10 protein-coding genes are annotated in these 23,713 nt (G+C 67.4%); 5 read left to right on the top strand and 5 right to left on the bottom strand.

Going from position 1 to position 23,713, the window contains the following annotated elements:
• Positions 1 to 47 precede the first annotated feature (47 nt).
• From ACN9M0_RS29930 to ACN9M0_RS29920, 3 genes are all read left to right on the top strand, one after another.
• Positions 48 to 176: a hypothetical protein gene (locus tag ACN9M0_RS29930; protein ID WP_399696615.1), complete on the top strand. Its 129-nt coding sequence runs from the start codon at positions 48 to 50 to the stop codon at positions 174 to 176.
• A 20-nt stretch (positions 177 to 196) separates the two neighbouring features.
• A complete protein-coding gene (locus ACN9M0_RS29925; protein WP_426404503.1) occupies positions 197 to 1,084 on the top strand; it encodes a hypothetical protein in 888 nt (295 codons plus the stop codon).
• Positions 1,085 to 1,274: 190 nt separating this feature from the next.
• The gene (locus tag ACN9M0_RS29920; protein WP_366042856.1) at positions 1,275 to 2,066 is read left to right on the top strand and encodes a serine protease; all 792 of its coding nucleotides are present in this window, start codon (positions 1,275 to 1,277) and stop codon (positions 2,064 to 2,066) included.
• On the opposite strand, the gene ACN9M0_RS29915 is transcribed toward ACN9M0_RS29920, so the two are convergent.
• Both ACN9M0_RS29915 and ACN9M0_RS29910 read right to left on the bottom strand, forming a co-directional pair.
• Positions 2,020 to 3,579 carry an NCS1 family nucleobase:cation symporter-1 gene (locus tag ACN9M0_RS29915; RefSeq protein WP_426404502.1) on the bottom strand — a complete coding sequence of 520 codons (1,560 nt, stop codon included), beginning with the start codon at positions 3,577 to 3,579 and terminating at the stop codon, positions 2,020 to 2,022. The genes ACN9M0_RS29920 and ACN9M0_RS29915 overlap by 47 nt on opposite strands.
• A gap of 123 nt (positions 3,580 to 3,702) precedes the next feature.
• A complete protein-coding gene (locus ACN9M0_RS29910; RefSeq protein WP_426404501.1) occupies positions 3,703 to 4,194 on the bottom strand; it encodes an MmpS family transport accessory protein in 492 nt (163 codons plus the stop codon).
• A 301-nt stretch (positions 4,195 to 4,495) separates the two neighbouring features.
• Here ACN9M0_RS29910 and ACN9M0_RS29905 point away from each other — a divergent pair, with 301 nt between their 5' ends.
• On the top strand, positions 4,496 to 13,129 hold the full coding sequence (locus tag ACN9M0_RS29905) for a DNRLRE domain-containing protein (protein ID WP_426405344.1): 8,634 nt from the start codon (positions 4,496 to 4,498) through the stop codon (positions 13,127 to 13,129).
• A gap of 13 nt (positions 13,130 to 13,142) precedes the next feature.
• The gene (locus tag ACN9M0_RS29900) at positions 13,143 to 13,664 is read left to right on the top strand and encodes an SMI1/KNR4 family protein (RefSeq protein ID WP_366042654.1); all 522 of its coding nucleotides are present in this window, start codon (positions 13,143 to 13,145) and stop codon (positions 13,662 to 13,664) included.
• 90 nt (positions 13,665 to 13,754) lie between these two features.
• Here the strand turns inward: ACN9M0_RS29900 and ACN9M0_RS29895 are convergent, their stop codons facing one another.
• The 3 genes from ACN9M0_RS29895 to ACN9M0_RS29885 all read right to left on the bottom strand — a co-directional run bounded on the left by ACN9M0_RS29895 (position 13,755) and on the right by ACN9M0_RS29885 (position 23,594).
• Complete coding sequence (locus ACN9M0_RS29895; RefSeq protein ID WP_366042653.1) at positions 13,755 to 14,300, bottom strand: GNAT family N-acetyltransferase; 546 nt, start codon at positions 14,298 to 14,300, stop codon at positions 13,755 to 13,757.
• A gap of 38 nt (positions 14,301 to 14,338) precedes the next feature.
• Positions 14,339 to 14,830 carry a hypothetical protein gene (locus ACN9M0_RS29890; RefSeq protein ID WP_366042652.1) on the bottom strand — a complete coding sequence of 164 codons (492 nt, stop codon included), beginning with the start codon at positions 14,828 to 14,830 and terminating at the stop codon, positions 14,339 to 14,341.
• A gap of 124 nt (positions 14,831 to 14,954) precedes the next feature.
• A complete protein-coding gene (locus tag ACN9M0_RS29885) occupies positions 14,955 to 23,594 on the bottom strand; it encodes a DNRLRE domain-containing protein (protein ID WP_426404500.1) in 8,640 nt (2,879 codons plus the stop codon).
• Between the last annotated feature and the right edge of the window lie 119 nt (positions 23,595 to 23,713).

Below are 23,713 nucleotides of genomic sequence, written 5' to 3'. Positions count from 1 at the left end.
TCGCTCGGCGTCAGGCGGGTCTGCCGCGCGAGACGGTGATCGAGCGGATGATCGCCTCCTTCCGGAACCGCTACGGCCTCGCGGAGGGCCGGCTCACGGAGGACGAACCGACCCGGGCGAAGGAGCGGGCGGAGTCCACGTTCGGTACGGAGGACTGGACGGCCCGGGGGCCGTAGCCGCCGCGTAGGGTGGCGGGATGCGTGTCGAGGGGCCGGTGAAGCCCGGTCTGCGGATGGAGTGCGCCGACGAGCGCCGGCTGGTCCTGCTGCAGGGCGCGACCCCGGTGCTGTTCGCCCGTCAGCGTGTCAATCACCACGGGGTCCACTACGGGCGGACCGGCCGGTACGTCTCCCCGATGGCCCCGCTGCGGGCCGAACGGGCGCGCGCGTTCGCGGAGTTCGCGACGCCGGGCACGGAGGAGTGGACGTCGCGCTGGGCCGCCCACGCGGAGACGGAACTCCGGACGGCGACCGAAGGACCGCTCCACACGGGCGAGTGGCGACTCGGGCCCCGGACGAGGGGCTGGTTCGTGGACGGCAATTGGCCGAAGCTCCTCGCGCACGACCCCGACCGGGGCCATCTGACCTGGTTCGGGTACGGCGACCCGGTCGAGGACGCGCGCGATCTGCTGCCGCTGCGGGCGCTCTCGCCGGTGGAGGCGCCCCGGGTGCGGGCGTACCGCCGCCAGTACCGGGAAGGAGTGCTGCCGCCGGTGTTCGCCTGGTGGATCAGCGGGCTCAACTCCCCCGTCGTCCTTGACGGCCACGACCGTCTGACGGCGGCGCTCGCGGAGGGAGGGCGGCCGGAGGTGCTCGTGCTGTCGCGGGCCGTGGACGCCGATTGGGTGGCGCGCTGCGCGGCCCGGCCGATCCGAGGGTACGAGGAGCAGGTCGCCGCACTGGACGGCACCAGCGGCGCCGGCCTCCTGATCTCGTTCGAGAGCCGCCGGCTCGCGGAGAACCTGCGGGCGATCACGGAATCGCCCGACGCGACGTGGGCCTGGCCGTTCCCCGGCGGCGCCCCCGCCTGGGACGCCGCCGCCGCCGCGCACGTGCCCGGCTGGGCCCCCGACGCCGACCGCTGATCGCCGCCCCGGCACCCCAGGTCACCGTCTCGGACACCAGTCCGGCCCCTGCTCAGGTGACCCCGCCGCGTCCGCGTCGTTGATGCCCACGCGGGCCGGGACGGACGTGCGGAAACGTCTCCGCACAGGACCGGCCCCGGAATCACGGTGCCGACGGAGCGGAGATCAGGTGGGACGGGCGAGGAAACTCATGGCGACGGTCGCGGGCGCGGTGATGGCGGTGTGCCCCCTCGGCATCGCACCGCCCGCGTACGCGGTCGTCGGAGGTCAGGAGGCGCGGCCCCATCAGTACCCGTTCATGGTGGGGCTCGTGGACCTGGCGGAGCGGCGGGTGATGTGCGGCGGGGCGCTCGTCGGCGAGCGGTACGTGCTCACCGCCGCGCACTGTCTGACCGGCTCGTACAGCAGCACCGCGCGCGTGGGCGTGCTCCTCGGCGACCACGACCTGACGCGCGGGGACGACAGTCCGCACGCGGTGCTCGCGACCCCGGCCTCGTTCATCCCGCACCCGGACTACGACCCGGCCACCCAGCGCAACGACATCGCGCTGGTCCGCCTCGCCGAGCCGGTGGTGTTCAACCGTGACGTGCGGCCGGTGGCCCTGCCCACCCGGTACGCCCACGGCACCTTCGACCACACGCAGGTGGAGGCTCCCGGCTGGGGCGCCACCTCGTTCGGCGGCCGTACCTCCGACGTCCTGCGGACCGTGGTCCTCGGCACCATGAGCAACCCGGCGTGCGGGACCCGGGGCATGTCCCAGGTCGGCCCCGCCCAGCTCTGCACGTACGCACCGGGACGGGACACCTGTCAGTACGACTCCGGCGGCCCACTGGTCCACACGGTCGCGGGGACGCCGTACGTGGTCGGTCTGGTCTCGTACGGGAAGGGGTGCGCGACCGACACCCCCGCCGTGAACACCCGGGTCTGGTCCTACCTCAGGTGGATCGGGACGACGGCCGGACGGCTGCCCCGCGCTTCATGAGGGCGGTGTAGAGCAGCAGGGCGGCGGTGAGTCCGACGGCCCAGCCGTAGTCGGCGAGGGGCTTGAGGAAGGGGATCAGTCCGTCCTCGGGGAACGGTCCGGTGCCCGGCGCCGAGTGGGAGCCGCCCACGGCGAGGACACCGCCGACCACGAAGGCGAGGACGGCGGCCGGGTTCCAGCCGCCCCGGTACCAGTACGGGCCGTCGGCCCGGTAGAGGCCTTCGAGGTCGAGGACGGTCCGGCGGACGAGCCAGTAGTCGGCGATGAGGATGCCCGCGACCGTACCGAGGAGGCCGCCGACCAGGCCGAGCCACGTGAAGATGTAGAGCTCCGGGGTGGCCGTCAGCTTCCACGGCATGATGAGCACGCCGACGACGCCGGTGATCAGCGCGCCCGTACGGAAGTTCACCAGCCTCGGGGCGAGGTTGGCGAGGTCGTACGCCGGGGAGACGACGTTCGCCGCGAGGTTCACCGAGAGGGTGGCGACCAGCACGGTCACCAGGGCGAAGAGCAGACCGAAGACGTTGTCGGTCCTGGCGGCGAGCTCCACCGGGTCCCAGACCGGCGCCCCGTATACGGCCTGCGAGCCGGAGGTGACGAGCACCGAGAGCAGCGCGAACAGGGTCATGGTGGTGGGCAGACCGAGGGTCTGCCCCAGGACCTGGGAGCGCTGGCCGGCGCCGAAGCGGGTGAAGTCGGGGATGTTGAGGCTGAGGGTGGCCCAGAAGGCGATCATGCCCATGAGGGCGGGGAAGAAGACCGGCCAGAAGTCGGCTCCCCAGCCCAGCTTCGACGGCTGGTCGAGGAGGGGGCCGACGCCGCCCGCCTTGACCGTGATCCAGACGAGGAGCGCGAGCGCGCCGACGATCACGAAGGGCGCGGCCCAGTTCTCGAAGCGGCGCAGGGCCTCCATCCCCCGGTAGATGATGGCGAGTTCGAGCGCCCAGAAGAGGACGAAGGAGAGCCAGAGCGTCCAGGGCTGGCCGCCGACCCTGGAGGCCTCCGCCCAGTCGCCCCCGAAGGCCTTGTCGAGCAGGACGAAGACTCCCTGGCCACCGATCCAGGTCTGGATGCCGAACCAGGCGCAGGCGACGCCGGCCCGGACGAGGGCGGGCAGGTTCGCCCCGCGCAGTCCGAAGGAGGCACGGGCGAGGACGGGGAAGGGGATGCCGTACTTCGGGCCGGCGTGCCCGGTGAGCAGCATCGGCACGAGGACGACGACGTTGGCCAGGCCGATGGTGAGGACGGCCTGCTTCCAGTCCATGCCGAGGGCGACGAGACCGGAGGCGAGCATCCAGGAGGGGATGTTGTGGGCCATGCCGACCCAGAGGGCGGCGAAGTTGTACGTGGTCCAGCGGCGTCCGGCCACGGGCACGGGGAGCAGGTCGTCGTTGACGAAGCGGGGGTCGGCGGGCTCCGCGCCGGGCGCGAGGTCGACCCGGCCGTCGCGGTAGCCGGAGGGTCTGGGGCTTCCGGGGTTTCCGGATCTTCCGGAGGGTGCGGTTGCGGTCATGGACGGAACCCTTCGTTCGGGGGGACGGAACGAGGCCGTGCGGGGCGTGGGGTTCTTGACCGTGCGGAGTCTTGTCCTACGGGGCAGGGGCGTCAAGGGAGTCGGAGGGTCCCTGCCCACTGGTCAACGGGCCCCCTCGGCGGCGGCGGGGGCTTCGCTGCGGCACGTCGCACGGCCGAAGGCGCCCGTGGCGGTGGCGCGCTGGACGTGCCGCCCGTGGACGGCCAGGGAACAGCTCGCCGTGCCGCCCTTCTCCCCCAGGGTGACGTGGACGGTCGGGGCGGCGCCGACAGGGACGCTCACGGTCTTCTTCCACGGGAGCGCGGCGTTCGTGACCACGGCCGCCTCGTCGTCACCGGGCCCCCGGTAGGAGATGTCGGCGGTTCCCTCACCGAGCACCTCGTACGTCACGTCGGCGACGGGCACGTTGCGCGCGGCTGCGCCCTCCCGGGTCGCGGACGCGTCGTCGGAGTCGAGCATCCGGTACGTACCGAACGCGCCGCCGGCGAGAAGCAGCAGCGCCACGACGGCGATGCCTCGGCGACGCCGAGAGGTGTGAGAGGCCACGGGCTCATCCCGCTCCGCCGGTTCTGTCAGTTCTTCCGTCGTGGACATGGCCCGCACTTTCGGTCGACGCGAATTCGGCCTGGGTTATACACCATCCGAATCCGTGCATGCCAGGCGGCCGACAAGTCCGGCAAGGCGCAACCAACCTTCGCAACCTCGACTCGTGAAATGCCCTAATTGCGTGAGCACTTGACGGAGCGACAGTTCCGTGATGAACAATCCCACCGCCGTGACCTGATCACGTCTGGCGAGGTCGCTTCCCGCGCGTGGGAGGTGGCCTGTTTTGGCATGCCCTGGCGTGCGCAAGCGCGGTCAGGTCCACCACATCAAGGTAGGGATTCGCGTGAAAATGAAATACGGGCGGGCAATAGCCTGCCTCGTGGTTTCGGCGATAGCCGGGACCATGTTGCCACAAGTCGCCTACGCGGCACCTGTTTCGAGAGAAGATGACGAGGGTATCGTCGACGCCCTCTCGGGTTGGTTCTCGGACGACGACAAGCCCGAGCCGGCGAAGCCGGTCGAGCCGTCGAGCGGTGGGACTCCGGTCCTGCCGAGTCGTGAGAAGTTGCCGAAGGGCAAGGCTGCGCCGAAGGCGAAGCGGGTTGCCGAGCTGGCCGGGAAGCGGACCGCGAACGCGCGGTACTGGATGCTGTCGGACGGTCGGGTTCAGGCCGAGGTGTCGGCGGTTCCGACGGGTTACCGGTCGGGGAAGTCCTGGAAGGACGTCGATCCGACGGTCGTTCCGTCCGATGTCGAGGGCTTCGCGTTCTCCAACACGACGAATGCTGCGCGTAGTTGGTTCGGTTCGGACGCGGGCAGGTTGCTGCGGTTCGAGGCCGGTGACGGGCATGCGGTGACTCTGGGTCTTGAGGGTGCGGGGAAGCTCGCGCCGGTGGCCAAGGGTGACACGGTGACGTACAAGGGCGCGGTGTCCGGTGCGGATCTGTCGTATGTGGTCGGTCCGGGGCGGGTGAAGGAGAACATCGTCCTGGGCGCGAAGCCGTCCGGTCCGGTGTCGTTCACGTTCACGCTGGATGCGGGTGGTCTGACGCCGAAGGCGAACAAGGACGGTTCCGTCTCCTTCTTCGGTGAGGGTGCGGATCCGGTCCTGGTCATTCCGGCGGCGTTCATGACGGACGCGAAGAAGGACGCGAAGGCTCCGTACGGCTCCGCCTACAGCGGGAACATGACGCAGAAGCTGACCCGGGCGGGTAAGGGCTGGGAGCTGACCGTCACGCCGGATGCGAAGTGGCTGGCGGCGTCCGAGCGGCAGTATCCGGTGACGATCGATCCGACGATCTCGATCGCGCCGACGCCGTCGACGGCGCAGGACGTGATGATCTCGTCCGACGGTCCGGCGACGAACTACAACGACAACTGGCGCCTGTCCGTCGGCAACACGTCGACCGGTGCGTCACGTGGCCTGATCCGCTTCCCGGTCAGCAGCATCCCCGCCGGAACCAAGCTGGACTCGGCTGATCTGAAGCTGTGGTTCGACCAGACGCACACCACCGGTGACACGGAAGTGCAGCTGGAGGCCCACCGGGCGACCCAGTCCTGGTCGGAGGACACGGCCACGTGGGACAACGCCAACGCGATCACGGGTGAGTTGTCGGGCACGGCTGTCGTCGTGGATGACGGCGACACCGGCCGCACTGCGGCGGTCGGCGCCTGGCCGGCCTCCGGGAACACCGCCTACACGCAGTACGCGGTGAACCAGGACTACCTGTACAACAAGGACGCGGTCGCGGGCGACACGTACACCTGGCAGCCGAGCCTTCCTGAGGACGGCACGTACCAGGTCGAGACCCACTACGTTCCGGCTTCGGACCGTGCGACGAACGCGCCGTACACCGTCACCTACGACGGCGGCACGAAGGCCTACACCGTCAACCAGCAGGCCGGCACCACCGGCGTCTGGAAGACGCTGGGCTCGCACCCGTTCAAGGCCGGCACGCTCGGCAAGATCGTCCTCGGCGACGGGCCTGTCACGACCGCGACGTCGGTCATCGCGGATGCGGTGCGGTTCACCAAGGGTGGTGTGGTCACCAAGCAGCCGGGTGAGTTGAACACCTGGCATTCCTTCCCGGTGACCAAGACGGTTCAGTCGTGGATCGACGGGGCGAACGTCAACAACGGTTTCGTGATCAAGGCCGGTGACGAGTCCGTCAACGGTCCCAAGGGCGGGCCGCGTTACGAGGGCAGCGAGTTCGGGTACGGCGGCGAGACCGCCAACTACCCGCGCCTTGTTCTCACGTTCGGCCGTCAGGGCGTCGACCTCTCCGCCCCGACCACGATCCACGACACCGGCGCGGAGCTGAACTGGTCCACGTACCAGGACAAGGACCCGGTCGGGACCGGTGACGACCTCGTCGAGTACCAGGTCCACCGCTCCGTCAGCCAGACCTTCACCCCCTCCGCCGCCACCCTCGTCGCGCCCGTCGCGCCGGGCACGACGTCGTTCACGGACACCTCCGCGACGCCGACCAAGGCCGACGACCCCGACCCGTACGGCCGCGCCTACTACTACATGGTCGCGGTCAAGACGAAGGACGGCCAGGTCGTCGCCGCGCCCACCCAGCTCGTACGCCTGCCCAAGGCCGGCCGCACGACCAAGGTGTACGCCGCGACTCAGGACACCACGGTCTCCTCGGCGCAGCCCACGACGGCTCACGACACGATCGACGACGCGGGTCCGAAGAACTGGCTGTCGGTCGGCAACAACTCCACCACCTACGGCGACACCCGCGCGGTGCTGAAGTTCCCGGCCCTCGGCATTCCCGCCACCGCCCGCGTCCTCGATGCGAACGTCCGACTGTGGTCCACGCAGACGGCCCAGGACACCACCGGTGCGCTCTATGAACTGCGGCCGCTGACGCGTGACTTCGACGAGGCCACCGCCACCTGGGTCAAGGCCGACGCCGCCACGAACTGGACGACGGCCGGCGGCGACTTCGGCGCCGTCACGGCCGACACCGGGGCGATGACCAACGACCCCGCCCGTCACGACTGGAACGTCACCTCGCTCGCCCAGTCCTGGGTGACCACCCCGGCGTCCCAGAAGGGCGTCGCCATCAAGATGGCCGACGAGGCCACCTCACAGGAACGCACCCTGTTCCTGTCCTCCGAAGGCACCGAGCCGCGCCTCGCGCCGAGGATCGTGGTCACGTACATCGACTCCACCACCGAGTCGACGTACTACGCGCCGCAGACCCCCGCGCGCATGACCCCGAACAGTGACTACACGGTCGACTTCACCCTCACCAACACGACCGCCTCCACCTGGACTTCGGCCGACAACGTCCTGACCTACAAGTGGGCCCTGCCCGACGGCACGGACGTCACCACCGGCGGCAACCAGGTCCAGACCGCACTGCCGTCGAACGTCGCCCCCGGCGGTTCCGTCAGCCTCCAGGCCGCGGTCAAGACCCCGATCAACTCGGACAACGGCAACAAGCGCACCGACTACGTCCTCACCTGGGACGTCTACAACAAGACGACCGGTGCCTGGGTCTCCGGCACCTCCGGCATCCCGGGCCTCGCCCAGAACGTGGCGGTGGAGGACCCCACCTCCAATCAGCTCGGCATGGAGAAGTTCTACGTCTACACCGGCAAGAACACCGGTGCCGGCTCGACCGCGATGAGCAACCTGGCGTCCGGCAACACCGTCTGGCAGTACAACGCGTTCACCAACCCCGGCCGTGGTGTCACCACCTTCGCCCGGTTCGCGTACAACAGCCTCGACACCTCCGACACCGTCTCGGGCTACGGCTGGTCCTTCCAGGCCTCCGGCCCGATCCGGCTCGGCGCGCCGCTGGAGTTCCACCCGAAGCCGCACCCGACGGAGATCCGTCTCCCGGACGGCGACGGCACGACCCACGTCTTCCGTGAGCAGCCCGACGGCTCCTGGAAGGCCCCGGCGGGCGTCCACTACAAGCTGGCGGCCAAGCCCGGCCTGGACTGCACGCCGCTGAAGGACCCGGTTCCGGACGCGTGGACGATGACCCGTCCCGACGGCACCCGGTTCGTGTTCGGCTGCGACGGCTACATGACGTCGGCCATCGAGAAGAACGGCAACACGCAGACGTACACCTACGAGGAGAGGAAGTCGAACAACAAGCCGACCAAGTTCCTCAAGTACGTCACCGACCCGTCCGGCCGTCAGTCGCTCACCATCGAGTACTACTCCAAGGCCGACAGCAGCAACCCGAAGATCATCGACCACATCAAGTCGATGACCGACATCTCGGGCCGCAAGGTCACCTTCGAGTACTCCGACAAGGGCCTGCTCACCAAGATCACCGACGGCGCCGGCTCCACCCAGCCCAAGGTCTTCGGCTTCGAGTACGACGCCACCCAGGGCAACAAGAACGTCAAGCTCGTCAAGGCGACCGATCCGCGCGGCAACGCCACGTCGCTCGCGTACAACTACCCGCAGACCGGCGACGACCCGAAGTACCACTGGTGGACGAAGACGATCACCGACCGTCTCCAGGGCACCACGGGCTTCACGTACGCGGCGGACGCCGCCAACAACAAGTTCACCGACACCAAGGTCACCGACGCAGAGTCGCGTTCCTCCGACTACGTGACGGACGACTTCGGCCGGGCCGTCCTGTCGACGAACGCCAAGTCGCAGTCGATGAAGCTGTCGTGGGACGCGGACAACAACGTCACGTACACGGAGGAGAGCAACGGCGCCAAGACCGCGTACTGCTACGACCAGAAGACGGGCTACCCGCTCTGGAAGCGCGACGCGGAGAACAACAAGGCGGGTGTGCCGGCCCAGAGCGAGTGCGCCCCGGGCGTCTACCCGGCGAACTCCGCCCAGTACACGTACCAGACGCGTGCCGACGGGTACTCGGCCGACATCTTCACCAAGACCTCCCCGGAGGGCCGGAAGTGGCAGTTCGGCTATGACACCTTCGGCAACCTGAAGACGGTCACCGACCCCAAGGGCGTCGCCACCGCGACGGCGGGTGACTACACCACCTCGTACGAGTACGACGCCTACGGTCAGCTGACCAGGGCGGTCGACGCCAACGGCAACGCGGACACGAACAGCGGCTTCGGGCCCACGGGCTTCCCGGCGACGATGACGGACGCGCTCGGCAAGTCGTCGACGTTCGTCTACGACGAGCGCGGCCAGGTCCGCGAGGTCACCGACGCCCTGGGCAAGAAGACCACGCAGACGTACGACGTCTACGGCCGCCCGCTGGTCAAGACCGAGCCCAAGGACCAGGCCGCCGGTGACCTGATCACCGCTCCGGCTCCCGTGTACGACGCCAACGACAACGTCACCACGTCGACGGCGCCCAACGGCGCGGTGTCCACCGCGGTGTACGACGCGGCCGACCAGATGACCTCGGCGACCGCGCCGAAGTACACGCCGACGTCGGACGAGCGGAAGACGACCTACACCTACGACAAGGTCGGCAACCTCAGGACCACGACCGAGCCGAAGGGTTCGCTGACCACGGCGGACGCGACGGACTTCGTCACGACCAACTACTACAACGAGATCTACCAGCTCACCTCGGTCACCAACGCGAACGGTGACAAGGTCAGCTACGAGTACGACAACGTCGGCAACACCACCAAGGTCATCGACCCGAAGAAGAACGCCACGGCCGACACGGCCGACTACACCTCCATGTCCGCCTACGACCTGAACCACCGGGTCACGTCGGTCACGGACGCCGCCGGCAAGACCACCAGGAAGACCTACGACAAGGACAACCTGGTCGTCTCCTCGACGGACGCCGAGAACAACACGACGCTCGTCAGCTACGACGAGCGCGGCAAGCAGACCGAGGTCAAGGTCCCGCGCAGCGGCACCTCGCCGATCGTCTACCGCACGACCCGGTACGAGTACGACCAGGTCGGCAACTCCACCAAGGTGATCAGCCCGCGTGCCGTCGAGGCGGGGACGACCACCGCGTTCACGGCCCGCACCGAGTACGACGCGCTGAACCGGCCGAAGCGCCAGTACCAGCCGTACGACCCGGCGGACACCCTTCACAACGACCCGAACGTCTACACCGAGACCGAGTACGACGCCGTGGGCCGGGTCTCCCAGACCTCGATGCCGCCCTCGGAGGGGCAGACCGTCCGCAACGTCACGAAGGTCGCCTACTTCGACAACGGCTGGACGAAGAGCTCCACGGACCCGTGGGACATCTCCACCACCTACGACTACAACGCCGTGGGCCAGCAGACGGCCCGCACGCTGACGTCGGCGGGTGGCTCCTCCAACCGCACGATGACGTGGCAGTTCTACCCGGACGGCAAGGTCAAGTCCCGTTCCGACGACGGTGTTCCGGTCGGCAAGTCGGTGGTCCTCCTGGACAACTCCGACACCCAGAGCATCTCCACCACGGGCACCTGGGCGACCGGTGACATCGCCGGACAGCAGGGCTACGACCACCGCACCCACGCGGCGGGCGCAGGCACGGACGCCTTCACGTGGGCCCTCGACATCCCCAAGGACGGCACGTACACCGCGTACGTGAAGTACCCGAAGGTGACCGGGGCCGCCACGACCGCGAAGTACACGCTGGTCCACGGCACGACCACCGAACCGGCGGTCACCAAGGACCAGAACGCCGGCACCGGCACCTGGGTCGGCCTCGGCTCCTACGCCCTCAAGCAGGGCGAGGACACCAAGCTGAAGCTGGACCAGAACAGCACCGGCGTCGTGGTCGCGGACGGGATCAAGCTGGTCCGTGACAACGCCACGGAGACAGACAACGAGAAGCGGACCTTCACCTACTCCTACGACGTCAACGGCAACCTGACGTCGATCGGCGACACGTCGCCGGGGACGAAGGTCGACGCGTACGCCATCACCTACACCGGCCTCGACCAGGTCCAGAAGGTGACGGAGTCGCTGTCGGGCGTGGAGAAGAAGGCGACGACGTACACGTACGACGCCAACGGGCAGTCGGACACGGTCACCCACCCCAGCCAGTTCTCCAAGTACACCTATGACCTGCGGGACAAGGTCAAGACGGTGTCCATCGGCAAGTCCGCGACGGACAGCGACCCCAAGGTCACGTCGTACACGTACACGGACCGCGGCCAGAAGCTGAAGGAGACCAAGGACAACGGCAACACCGTCGACTACACCTACTACCTCGACGCCGCGCTGAAGTCGACGACGGAGAAGAAGGCGGACGGCACCACGCTGGTCGCCTCCCACACGTACGCCTACGACGCCAACGGCAACAAGTCGCAGGACGTCGCGAAGAAGATGAACGCCGACAACCGCGCGGCGTACCTCGACTCGACGACCGACCTCACCTACGACCCGGCCGACCGGCTCACCAAGTCGGTCAAGACGGGCAACGGCGCCGCCACGGAGACGTACCTCCACGACGACAACGCCAACGTCATCAGCCAGACCGTCAAGGGCGCGACCACCACGTTCCAGTACGACCGGAACAGGCTGCTGTCCACGTCGACCTCGGGCGTCGGCGCGAGCTACGCCTACGACCCGTTCGGCCGCCAGCAGTCGGTCAGCTCCGGCGGCAAGGTCATCGAGCGGAGCGTGTACGACGGCTTCGACCACGTCGTGGAGTCCCAGAAGCTGGACGCCGGCGGCGCGATGAAGTCGACGACGTACACCTTCGACCCGCTGGACCGCACCGCGTCGAAGACGGCGGAGGGCAAGACCACCGACTTCGAGTACCTCGGCCTGTCCGGTGAGGTCCTCGACGAGAAGGTCGCCGGCGCGCTGACCAAGTCGTTCCAGTACAGCCCGTGGGGCGAACGGCTGTCCCAGACCAAGCACAACACCGACGGGACGACCGAGGACGGCTACTACGGCTACAACAGCCACACCGACGTCGAGACCCTGACCGACAAGAACGGCGACACCAAGGCCACCTACGGCTACACGGCCTACGGCAACAACGACGCCACCGAGTTCACCGGCATCGACAAGCCCGAGACCGGCCAGCCCGACAAGGAGGAGTACAACCCCTACCGCTACAACGCGAAGCGCTGGGACGCCCAGTCCGGCACGTACGACATGGGCTTCCGCGACTACAACCCGGGGCTCAACCGCTTCACCACCCGGGACATGTACAACGGCGCCCTCGCCGACATGAGGCTGGGCGCGGACCCGTACACCAGCAACCGCTACGCCTTCGGCGGCGGAAACCCGACCAGCCTCGTCGAGCTCGACGGCCACTTCCTCTTCGCGATCCCGGCCATCTACTGGGCGGCGGCAGCGCTTCTGGGTACGGCCGCCTACGCCTCGACTCCGCAGGGCCAGCAGAACCTGGCGGACGCGGGGACTGCCCTGGGCAGTCTGCTGATGCCGTCCGCGGACGACGTCGATTCGGACTCCTCGTCCGACAACGAACCGCGTCCGGGTCCCACCCCCCAGCCGTCGCCGGGCCCCCAGCCCAGGCCGGCACCGCGCACCACCGACACCAACAACCCGACGTGCGACCCGATGCCTCTGATCGACGGAGGACGGATCTACGGCGGTCTTGAGGAGTACACGGACCACGCGGGCAACAAGGGCTGCCGCGCGACCGGGGCCTACGCGTTCCTCACCAAGGACGACCGCAGGTCGCGCACCGGGGCGAACGGCCTGCCGAAGTGCCCCGAATGCGAACCGTCCGTCAAGCCGGACGGAATGGCGGAAATCGCGGCAGGAGGCGGAAAGCCGCAGGCCGGCCACCTGATAGGTTATTGGGGCGGCGGCACCGGTCAGGACATCCGGAATCTGGTCGCTCTGCACGGCAGGGCGAATGCCAGGATGGCCAGCAAGGTGGAAGCCTTCGGGTGGAAGCACCTGACCGGGGACAACAAACTGTTCATGTCGGTCGTCCCCATCTACGGGGACCCGCATTCGGCTGTTCCCACGCTCGTCCAGGTGGGAATGACGGCATACGGACCGTCGGGCGACATCGCGGAGACCTTCTCGTGCACCGCGATCAACTCCAAGTCCGGCATCGGCTCGACGTGCTAGAAGGGGCCTAGTGGTGGCAACGCTTGCAGAGATCCAAGCCCTGTTGGGCGAACCCCGGTTCAACTGGTCGGATCCCGCGCCGTGGATCGAGCTGGAGCAGGAATTCGGAGTCGAATTCCCTGCGGACTTCCGCGAGATCGTGGACGCCTACGGATCGATCACGATCAACGGGCAGTTGTATCTGGAGCACCCCGCCGGGCATCTCCTGCACAGCCTGGGTAGAACCGTCAAGGACGATCTAGAGTTCTGGCGGGAGGAGGACATGGCCGCGTTCCTGCCCACTCCGGTGGGGGGCAACCCCGGTGAGTTGATGCCGGTGGCCTCGGCCATGACGGGGGAATACGTCTTCCTCCGCGTTCCCGACGACTCCTCGTCGCCCTGGCGCGTCCTGGTCCAGGAGATGGACAGTCCGTCCTGGACCCTCTACGAGATGACGTTCAGCGAATGGCTGCTGGCCTATCTCAAGGGGAGGGACGTGACGTTGTGTTCTCGCAACTTCGCGCCTGACGGACCATCGTACGAGTTCCTTCCCTGATCTCCCTGATCTCCCTGATCACCGCGAGACCGACGGAGCCCCGCCACCCTGTGGCGGGGCTCCTGTCGTTCCGCGCTGTCGCGTACGTGTTCAGGCGGACGGCGTGACCGGGGACCACGCGCCGCACCACTGCTGGGCGCCGTACTCCTCGAAGCGCTCCACCTCGGTGAACCCCAGCTTCTCCGCGAGGCGCATCGCGCGGTGGTTGGCGGCCTGGGTGGTCAGCACCACCGGCTCGCCCGGCAGCGCGTCGGTGAACCAGTCGAGTACCGCCGCGCACGCCTCGCCGGCGTACCCGTGTCCCCATGCCTGCGGCAGGAACAGGTAGCCGAGCTCGGCCTCCCCTCCCTCCGGACGGACATGCCCCGGGCGCTCCGCGTCACGCCGATCGAGCGTGATCATGCCGATCATCGCTCCGTCGAGATCGACCACGAAGCAGCCGGGGCGCCGCCCGGGCACCTCGGGCGCCCGCTCGAGCTCTTCCTGCGGTCGGGCACCACCGATGTAGGTCCCCACCTCCGGCGAGGCGAACAGCTCGATGAACGCCGCGCGGTCCCGCGCCTCTGACTCACGGAGCACGAGTCGTTCGGTCCGTATCGGGGCAGGCGGCCAGGCGGCGGATCCCAGTCCAGTCATGCAGGGCAACCTAGCGCGAGCGGCGGGCGCCAGACCCGCTATCGGCCGAATTCGGGGTCGGTGGAGGTGCGTTTGAATCTGCACGAGAAGGTGTGTTCGGGATCCCCGTGCGCCTCGACCGTCGTACCCATCCGCAGGGCCCCCTTGTCCACAGTGAAGACGAGGGTATCTGTTTCCACCACTCCCCCCTTCTCGAAACGAAGCACGAGATAGGGTGGCCGGTCAGGGTCTTTGGTGACCGCATGCCATTTGCCGTCGGTCGAACGGCGTGTCACCTGCTCGCCCCGCACGGGGCCGTTCCACTCGATCGGATAGTCCTTGACGGTATAGGTGTAGTCGTCGCGCAGCCGGATCACCGGAAGCGGCGAGCCGCATTCCCGTCCTCCGTCCCATCGGCCGACCAATTCGGAATGACTTACGGTCTCCGGGTGCACGTAGGTGGGTTCGTTCGTCCCGCAAGCGGTCGAAGCGAATGCCGTCAAGGTGGCAGCTGCGAGGCTTGCGCCGCTGCGCAATACGCCGAATTTCATGCTGTCTACTTCCAGTCGCTCCGGACGGCCGGGCCGCCCCTGGTGATCCCTTGGGGTCCCCAGGGGCGGCCCGGCCGCTTTCAAGGCGCTCCCGCCGACCGACCGGCGGGAGCGCGTCAGTCTGCTACCAGAAGAGGTTGGACAGCGCATTCGTAATGCTGTCCAGCAGGCCGGGCGACGACTCCGACTGCCCCGACGGAGCCTTGGGATCGGCGAGGTCGATCGTCTCCGTCCACGTCACGTCCTGCGTCTTCTCACTGAAACGCCCCGTGGCGTAATTCGCCAGGAGAGGTTCGGCGATGTGCTCGTCCCACCACGGGCTGTACCCGCCGGCCCCCGGACCGATGTGCGTACCGGAGTTGATGTCGCTGGTGTTCTGCACATGGAACTGAACGGTCGCCGTCCCCGCCTCCTTGTCGACCGACTGGACCGTGTAGTCCATGGTGTAGGAGCCGAGGAACGCCGCGGACATGTTGGTCGTGAAGTCCAGGATGAGGCTCTTGGTGTTCAGCGACTGGTTCAAGCCGTTGTTGGTGATGCTGCCGTCGTCCTCCTTCTTCTGCTTGACCGGGTCGCCCAGGTTGTAGTTACCGATGTTGATGTTGTCGGCCGCGATCTCGCGCACCCGCTGGACGTGGTAGTGGTCCATGAGGTTCTGCGTGAAGGCGTCGTTTCCGCCGAAGTCCCGATGCTTGGGGCCGCTGCCGGTGACCCATTCGAATCCCAGATCCACTCCATTGGGATTACCGGCAGTTCCGAAGCACGAAGGGCACTTCTCTCGAAGGATCGGCTCGGCGGCGATCACGGGGCTGGCAAGGGTGTCCGTGAGGAGCCCGATACCGCCGACCCACGCCTTGGCGAAGGTGTCGTTGTAGGGGCAGAAGGCACCGTCTTCACACCAGTTGTGTCCATCGATCTCGACGTTGCTGATCGGGTTGCCGCCCGTGAAGGCGTAGCGGTTCCCCGTGAAGGGGTCCGACCCAAGCTGCATGTCGGCCAGGGCGCCGTTGTACATGTCCCGGCTGGTGAAGCGGTTCAGGCCGGGGCTGTAGTCACGGAAGCCCATGTCGTAGGTGCCGCTGGCGGAGTCCCAGCGCTTGGCGCTGAAGCGGTAGGGGTTGTACGCCTCCTTGTCGGGCTGGGCCGTGTCGGGCTTGTCGATGCCGGTGAACTCGGCGTCGTTGTTGCTGCCGTAGGCCGTGTAGCCGTAAGTCGACTTGGTGTCACCGGTGGTGTCGGTGAGGGTCTCGACGTCGGTGTGGCCGTTGTAGCCGTAGACGCCGAGCTCCTCGGAGCCGTCGGTGTTCTTCTTCAGCTGCGTGAGGCGCTCGCCCCACGGGCTGTACTGGTAGGACTTGGTGACCTCGCCGGCAACCGCCTCGTTCAGGACCTCGCTGGAGGTACCGAGGTAGTTGAAGTCGGTGGTCTTGCCGGCCTCCGTCTTGGACGCCGTGCGGTCCAGCGGGTCGAAGACGTACGTGGTCGTCTTCGTCGTGACCCCGTCGGTCTGCAGCTTGGCGTTCTTGACCACGTGGTCGAAGCCGTCGTAGTCCCGGTCCTCGACCACCTTGCCGCCCGCGACGACCGTGTCCAGTCGACCGTACGGGTCGTAGTTGTAGCTGTTGCTCGCGGCGCCGATGCTCGAGCTGAGGAGCCGGTTGCGGTCGTAGGTGTAGTTGGTCGTGACGTTCTTGATCGTCTGGGTGACGACGTTGGCGTTGTTGTCGTGGACGTACGTCTCGGTGCCCGCGCCGGTACCCGTCTTGACGGACTGGGCGAGCCGGTTGACCGGGTCGTAGGTGGAGTCCGTGGTGGAGTTCAGATACGCGCCGTGGTTGTCGGCGTTCATCTTGGACGCGACGTCCTGCGCCTGGTTGCCGTTGGCGTCGTAGGCGTAGGTGTGCGAGGAGACCAGGATGCCGTTGGGCTTCTTCTCGGTCTGGGTCTTCAGCGCCGCGTTGAGGTAGTAGGTGTAGTCGACCGTGTTGCCGTTGGCCTTCGTCTCCTTCAGCCGCAGGCCGCGGTCGGTGTAGGTGTAGTCGGTGACCTTCGGCGAGGCGTCCGAGACGGACTTGCCGACCTTCACCGTCTTGACCTGCTCACGCAGGTCGTAGATGTACTGCGCGTACTGGTCGGGGTGGGACGTCGTCGCCTTCTGGCCGTTGGCGTCGTAGGTGAACGACGTGGCCTTCTTCTCGACGCCGGCCAGGGACTCGCTGACCTTCTGGACCTGGTTCAGCCCGGTGTAGGTCATCGAGTACGTGTCGATCTTGGCACCCGAGGAGGCGTCCCCGATCGAGGTGAGGTTGCCGTTGAGGTCGTACGAGTAGGTGAAGTTCTTCTTCTCGTTGTCCGTCTCGGTGACAGTGCGGACGATCTTGACCGCGTCGGCGACGACCTTGCCGGAGACGTCGGTCCCCAGGGTGATCTTGGACGCGATCCCCTGCTTGAAGGTGAACGAGCCCAGGGAGACCCAGGTGCCGCCGCCGGTGGTCTGGTTGACCGTCTTGACGGTGGTGCCGGCGTCGTGGGTGACGGTGTACTTCGCCGCCGTGGAGGCGCCCGAGGTCGTCGGGTACTTCGCGTAGGCGGTGTAGCTGCCGTCCTGCGGGACGTTCAGGGTCCAGGTGAACGTGTCCGTCGACGTCCCCGCCGCGTGGGTGCGGTGGTCGAAACCCTGCTGGCCGGTGGCCGAAGCCGTGGCCCAGGTGCCGGTCGCCGACGTGGTCTGGGTGTCCGAGTTGTCGGCCACCACCACCTGGGCGCCGACCGGCACGCCGTCGTCGGAGCGGGCCTGGATGCTGCCGTCGGGGTAGTACGCCCAGCCCTGGGTCCGCGAGCTGGAGCCGCCGGCGGAGGTGAGGGTGCGCGAGACCTGCTGGCCGGTCGTGTTGTAGCCGTAGGAGGTGACGATGTCCCACGGGTCGATGGACGTCTTGGTCCAGCCGTTGTCGAAGTAGGTGTAGTCGGTGTCGTTACGCACCGTCTGACCCGCCGACGGCGGCGCGGAGACCCGCGAGGTGCGGCCGACCACGTCGTAGGTCGTCTGCGTGTAGACGTTGGGGTCGTTGTAGCGCGCGTCCGCCGGGTCGTAGGGCTGGTACTGCTTGACCGGACGGTTGAGCTTGTCGTACTCGGTGCGGCTGGTGAAGTCGTCGACGGCCGCGGTCGCGGTGCCGCGCGGGCTGATCACCTTGGTGGTGTTGCCCATCTGGTCGTACTCGTACTTCGTGGTACGGACGACGCCGGTCGAGTACGGGACCCGCTGCTCGATCGTCTTGCCGCGCTGGTCGTAGACGACCTCGCTGGTGTTGCCCTCCTTGTCGGTGCTCCTGACCACCAGCGAGTCCTTGTCGTACTCGCTCGTGGTGAACTTGCCCGCCGCGTCGGTGACCTTGGTGACGCGGTGGTTGAGGTCGAAGGAGGTCTTGCTGGTGTAGTCGGTGGTGTCGGCGGTGGCGCTCTTCTTCGGGTCGATGAGCGTGACCGGGTTGCCGACGACGTCGTACTCGTAGGAGACCTTGTCGCCCTGGGCGTTCACCACCGACATGAGCTGGTAGATCTCGTTGTAGTTGTTGGTGGTGACGTAGTCGTCCGGGACGGAGGTCGTCGCCACGCCCTTGGGCTCGGTCGTGGTCTTGAGGTTGCCGACCTTGTCGTAGGTGTAGCGCGTCGTGCGACCGCTCAGGTTGTTGTCCGGGCCGGTCGACTCGGTCACCTGGTCCGCCGGGTCATAGACCGCGGTGGAGACCACGCCGTCCGCGGCGGTGCTGGTGGTGACGTTGTCGTTGGCGTCGTACACCGGGGCCGGAGTGGTGATGAACACCCCCTGCGCCTGGTCCTTGGGCACCTTGTTGACCAGCGGACGCTTGAAGGCGTCGTAGGTCTGGGTGGTGGTGGTGCCCACCGCGTCGGTCACCGAGGTGACCTGGCCGCGCTCGTCGTAGACGAACGAGGTGGGGTGGCTCTCCGCGTCGGTGATCGTCTTGGGGTAGCCCATGACGTCGAAGTCGGAGTTGACGGTGGCGTTGCCGTTGGCGTCGGTGGCCTTGGTCAACTGCCCGTAGGCGTCGTAGTCGTACTTGGTGGTGTAGTCGTCCGGCACCGAGGTGGTGGCGGCGCCCATGGGGTCGGTGACCGTCTTCAGGTTGCCGAAGGCGTCATAGCCGAACTGCCACTTGCGGCCCTCGGGGGAGGTCTTGGTGGACAGGTCGGCCGAGAAGCCGTCCGCACGGGTCTGGTACGTGTAGACCGTCGCCGCGGTGCCGTTCTTGTTGGCCTCCGCGTCCTTCTTCGTCAGCGGGTTGCCGGTCTTCGGGTCGTACGTCCAGGTGGTCTGGGCTCCGTTCGCCTCCTTCAGGAGGATGACGTTGTTGTCCGCGTCCCAGGACATGTCCAGGGACTCGGACTTGGCGTTGGTGGACTTCACCTGGCGGCCGAAGTCGTCCAGGACGTAGTCCGTGGAGTGCGACTCGGAGTCCGTGACCTTCGTGTCGGTGAACTTCGTGTTCGTCGTGTCCGCCTTGTAGGCGAACGTCGTGTTGTTGTTCAGCCGGTCCGTGATGGTCTTGGTCCACCAGTGGTACTTCGGGTCGTCGCCGGTCTGCGGGGCGTAGTAGTCCAGCTTGGTGGCGTTGCCCCGGGGGTCGGTGGCCGCCACCATCTTGACGTTCTTGTTGCCCTGCGTGGCGTCGTAGGTGAACTTGAACACCTTCGGCTGCGAAGAGCCCACGCCGTCGGTGAACTGGCCGAGCAGACCCTTGTCCGTGTACCAGAAGTTGATCTTACGGCCGGAGACGTCGGTGACCGACTTGATGTGGTCGTAGATCTTGGAGTTGGTCAGGTTCGAGCCCGTGGCGATGGTGCCCGTGCCCGAGACGTACTCGTAGGAGTTGTCGCCCTTCTTGAAGTAGTCCACCGTCAGCGTCTGCCGCGACGCGGGGTCGGTGATGTACTTCAGGAACTTGGTCGGCTTGTTGTTGGACTTCCGCTCCTCGTAGGTGAACAGCATGGTGTTGCCGTTCTTGTCCACCGTGGAGGTCAGGTAGCCGTCGCAGCCGAACAGGAAGCGGGTGCCGTCGGGACGGGTCATCGTCCAGGCGTCCGGGATCGGGTCCTTCAGCGGCGTGCAGTCCAGGCCGGGCTTGGCGGCCAGCTTGTAGTGGACACCGGCCGGCGCCTTCCACGAGCTCGTCGCCGAGTCCCAGCGGAACACGTGGGTGGTGCCGTCACCATCGGGCAGGCGCACCTCGGTGGGGTTGGGGTTGGGGTGGAAGTCCAGCGGGGCCCCGAGCCGGATCGGCCCCGATGCCTGCATGGACCAGCCGTAGCCGGACACCGTGTCGGAGGTGTCCAAGCTGTTGTAGGCCAGCCGGAAGAACGTGTTCAGGCCCCGGCCGGGGTTGTTGAACCCGTTGTACGACCACACGACGTTGCCGGAGGCCATGTTGTTCATCATGCTGGCGCCGGCGCCGGTGTTCTTGCCGGTGTAGCCGTAGAACTTCTCCAGGCCGAGGGTGTTGGAGGTGGGGTCCTCCACCGCCACGTTCTGGGCGAGGCCGGGGATGCCGGAACTGCCGGAGACCCAGGTGCCGGTCGTCTTGTTGTAGACGTCCCAGGTGAGGACGTAGTCGGTGCGCTTGTTGCCGTTGTCCGAGTTGATCGGGGTCTTGACCGCGGCCTGGAGGCTGACGGAGCCGCCGGGGGCGACGTTCGACGGCAGTGCGGTCTGGACCTGGTTGCCGCCGGTGGTGACGTCCGTGCCGTCGGGCAGGGCCCACTTGTAGGTGAGGACGTTGTCGGCCGAAGTCCAGGTGGAGGCGGTCGTGTTGGTGAGGGTGAAGTCGACCGTGTAGTCACTGTTCGGGGTCATGCGCGCGGGGGTCTGCGGCGCGTAGTACGTCGACTCGGTGGTGGAGTCGATGTACGTGACCACGATCCTCGGCGCGAGGCGCGGCTCGGTGCCTTCGGAGGACAGGAACAGGGTGCGTTCCTGTGAGGTGGCCTCGTCGGCCATCTTGATGGCGACGCCCTTCTGGGACGCCGGGGTGGTCACCCAGGACTGGGCGAGCGAGGTGACGTTCCAGTCGTGACGGGCGGGGTCGTTGGTCATCGCCCCGGTGTCGGCCGTGACGGCGCCGAAGTCGCCGCCGGCCGTCGTCCAGTTCGTGGCGGCGTCGGCCTTGACCCAGGTGGCGGTGGCCTCGTCGAAGTCACGCGTCAGCGGCCGCAGTTCATAGAGCGCACCGGTGGTGTCCTGGGCGGTCTGCGTGGACCACAGTCGGACGTTCGCGTCGAGGACGCGGGCGGTGGCGGGAATGCCGAGGGCCGGGAACTTCAGCACCGCGCGCGTGTCGCCGTAGGTGGTGGAGTTGTTGCCGACCGACAGCCAGTTCTTCGGACCCGCGTCGTCGATCGTGTCGTGCGCGGTGGTCGACTGCGTGGAGGACAGGGTGGTGTCCTGCGACGCGGCGTACACCTTGGTCGTGCGGCCGGCCTTGGGCAGGCGTACGAGCTGGGTGGGCGCGGCGACGACCTGGCCGTCCTTCGTCTTGACCGCGACCATGTAGTAGTAGGCGCGGCCGTACGGGTCGGGGTCATCCGCCTTCGTCGGCGTCGCGGAGGTGTCCGTGAACGACGTCGTGCCCGGCGCGACGGGCGCGACGAGCGTGGCGGCGGAGGGGGTGAAGGTCTGGCTGACGGAGCGGTGGACCTGGTACTCGACGAGGTCGTCACCGGTCCCGACCGGGTCCTTGTCCTGGTACGTGGACCAGTTCAGCTCCGCGCCGGTGTCGTGGATCGTCGTCGGGGCGGAGAGGTCGACGCCCTGACGGCCGAACGTGAGAACAAGGCGCGGGTAGTTGGCGGTCTCGCCGCCGTACCCGAACTCGCTGCCCTCGTAACGCGGCCCGCCCTTGGGACCGTTGACGGACTCGTCACCGGCCTTGATCACGAAACCGTTGTTGACGTTCACCCCGTCGATCCACGACTGAACCGTCTTGGTCACCGGGAAGGAATGCCAGGTGTTCAGCTCACCGGGCTGCTTGGTGACCACACCACCCTTGGTGAACCGCACCGCATCCGCGATGACGGACGTCGCGGTCGTGACAGGCCCGTCGCCGAGGACGATCTTGCCGAGCGTGCCCGCCTTGAACGGGTGCGAACCCAGCGTCTTCCACACGCCGGTCGTGCCGGCCTGCTGATTGACGGTGTAGGCCTTCGTGCCACCGTCGTAGGTGACGGTGTACGGCGCGTTCGTCGCACGGTCCGAAGCCGGAACGTAGTGGGTCTCGACCTGGTACGTGCCGTCCTCAGGAAGGCTCGGCTGCCAGGTGTACGTGTCGCCCGCGACCGCGTCCTTGTTGTACAGGTAGTCCTGGTTCACCGCGTACTGCGTATACGCCGTGTTCCCGGAGGCCGGCCAGGCACCCACCGCCGCAGTGCGGCCGGTGTCGCCGTCATCGACGACGACAGCCGTGCCCGACAACTCACCGGTGATCGCGTTGGCGTTGTCCCACGTGGCCGTGTCCTCCGACCAGGACTGGGTCGCCCGGTGGGCCTCCAGCTGCACTTCCGTGTCACCGGTGGTGTGCGTCTGGTCGAACCACAGCTTCAGATCGGCCGAGTCCAGCTTGGTTCCGGCGGGGATGCTGCTGACCGGGAAGCGGATCAGGCCACGTGACGCACCGGTCGACGTGTTGCCGACGGACAGGCGCCAGTTGTCGTTGTAGTTCGTCGCCGGACCGTCGGACGAGATCATCACGTCCTGCGCCGTCGACGGCGTCGGCGCGATCGAGATCGTCGGATCGATCGTCACCGGATACTGCCGCTCGGACGCCGCCAGCCACTTCGCGTCCGGCGTGACGGTCAGCTCCCAGCCCTTACCCGCCCGGGTCAGCTTCTGCGTCACGTTCCCGCTGTAGGCGGAGCCGTACGGAGCCTTCGCGTCCTTCTTCGCGTCCGTCATGAACGCCGCCGGAATGACCAGGACCGGATCCGCACCCTCACCGAAGAAGGAGACGGAACCGTCCTTGTTCGCCTTCGGCGTCAGACCACCCGCGTCCAGCGTGAACGTGAACGACACCGGACCGGACGGCTTCGCGCCCAGGACGATGTTCTCCTTCACCCGCCCTGGACCGACCACATACGACAGATCCGCACCGGACACCGCGTCCTTGTACGTCACCGTGTCACCCTTGGCCACCGGCGCGAGCTTCCCCGCACCCTCAAGACCCAGAGTCACCGCATGCCCGTCACCGGCCTCGAACCGCAGCAACCTGCCCGCGTCCGAACCGAACCAACTACGCGCAGCGTTCGTCGTGTTGGAGAACGCGAAGCCCTCGGCATCGGACGGAACGACCGTCGGATCGACGTCCTTCCAGGACTTCCCCGACCGGTAACCCGTCGGAACCGCCGACACCTCGGCCTGAACCCGACCGTCCGACAGCATCCAGTACCGCGCGTTCGCGGTCCGCTTCCCGGCCAGCTCGGCAACCCGCTTCGCCTTCGGCGCAGCCTTGCCCTTCGGCAACTTCTCACGACTGGGTGTCTCCGCCCTGTCGTCCGACGGCGGCTTCACCTCCTGCGGTTCGTCGTCCGAGAACCAGCCCGAGATCGTGTCGAAGACGCCCTTGTCGTCGTCCGTCGCCGGTGACTGCGGAGCCCCATAGGCGACCTGCGGCAACAGCGTGCCCGCTACCGCCGACACGACAAGACAGGAGAGATATCTCCTGTACGGAACTTTCACCTCAATACCTTTCGGCATCGACGCACCCGCATCGCTGCACGCGAAATGGGCACGCCGAAGGAGCTGGTGCGGAGGTTTCCGCCCAGCTTTGAGCAATGCGGCGTGAACGCGCGGAGGGTATGAACCACAAGCTCACT

This window comes from Streptomyces sp. R-07 (assembly GCF_049913175.1).
In the GTDB taxonomy this organism is placed as follows: Bacteria; Actinomycetota; Actinomycetes; order Streptomycetales; family Streptomycetaceae; genus Streptomyces.
The sequence above is the reverse complement of the archived record's forward strand: the minus strand, read 5'-3'. Positions and strand labels throughout refer to the sequence as shown.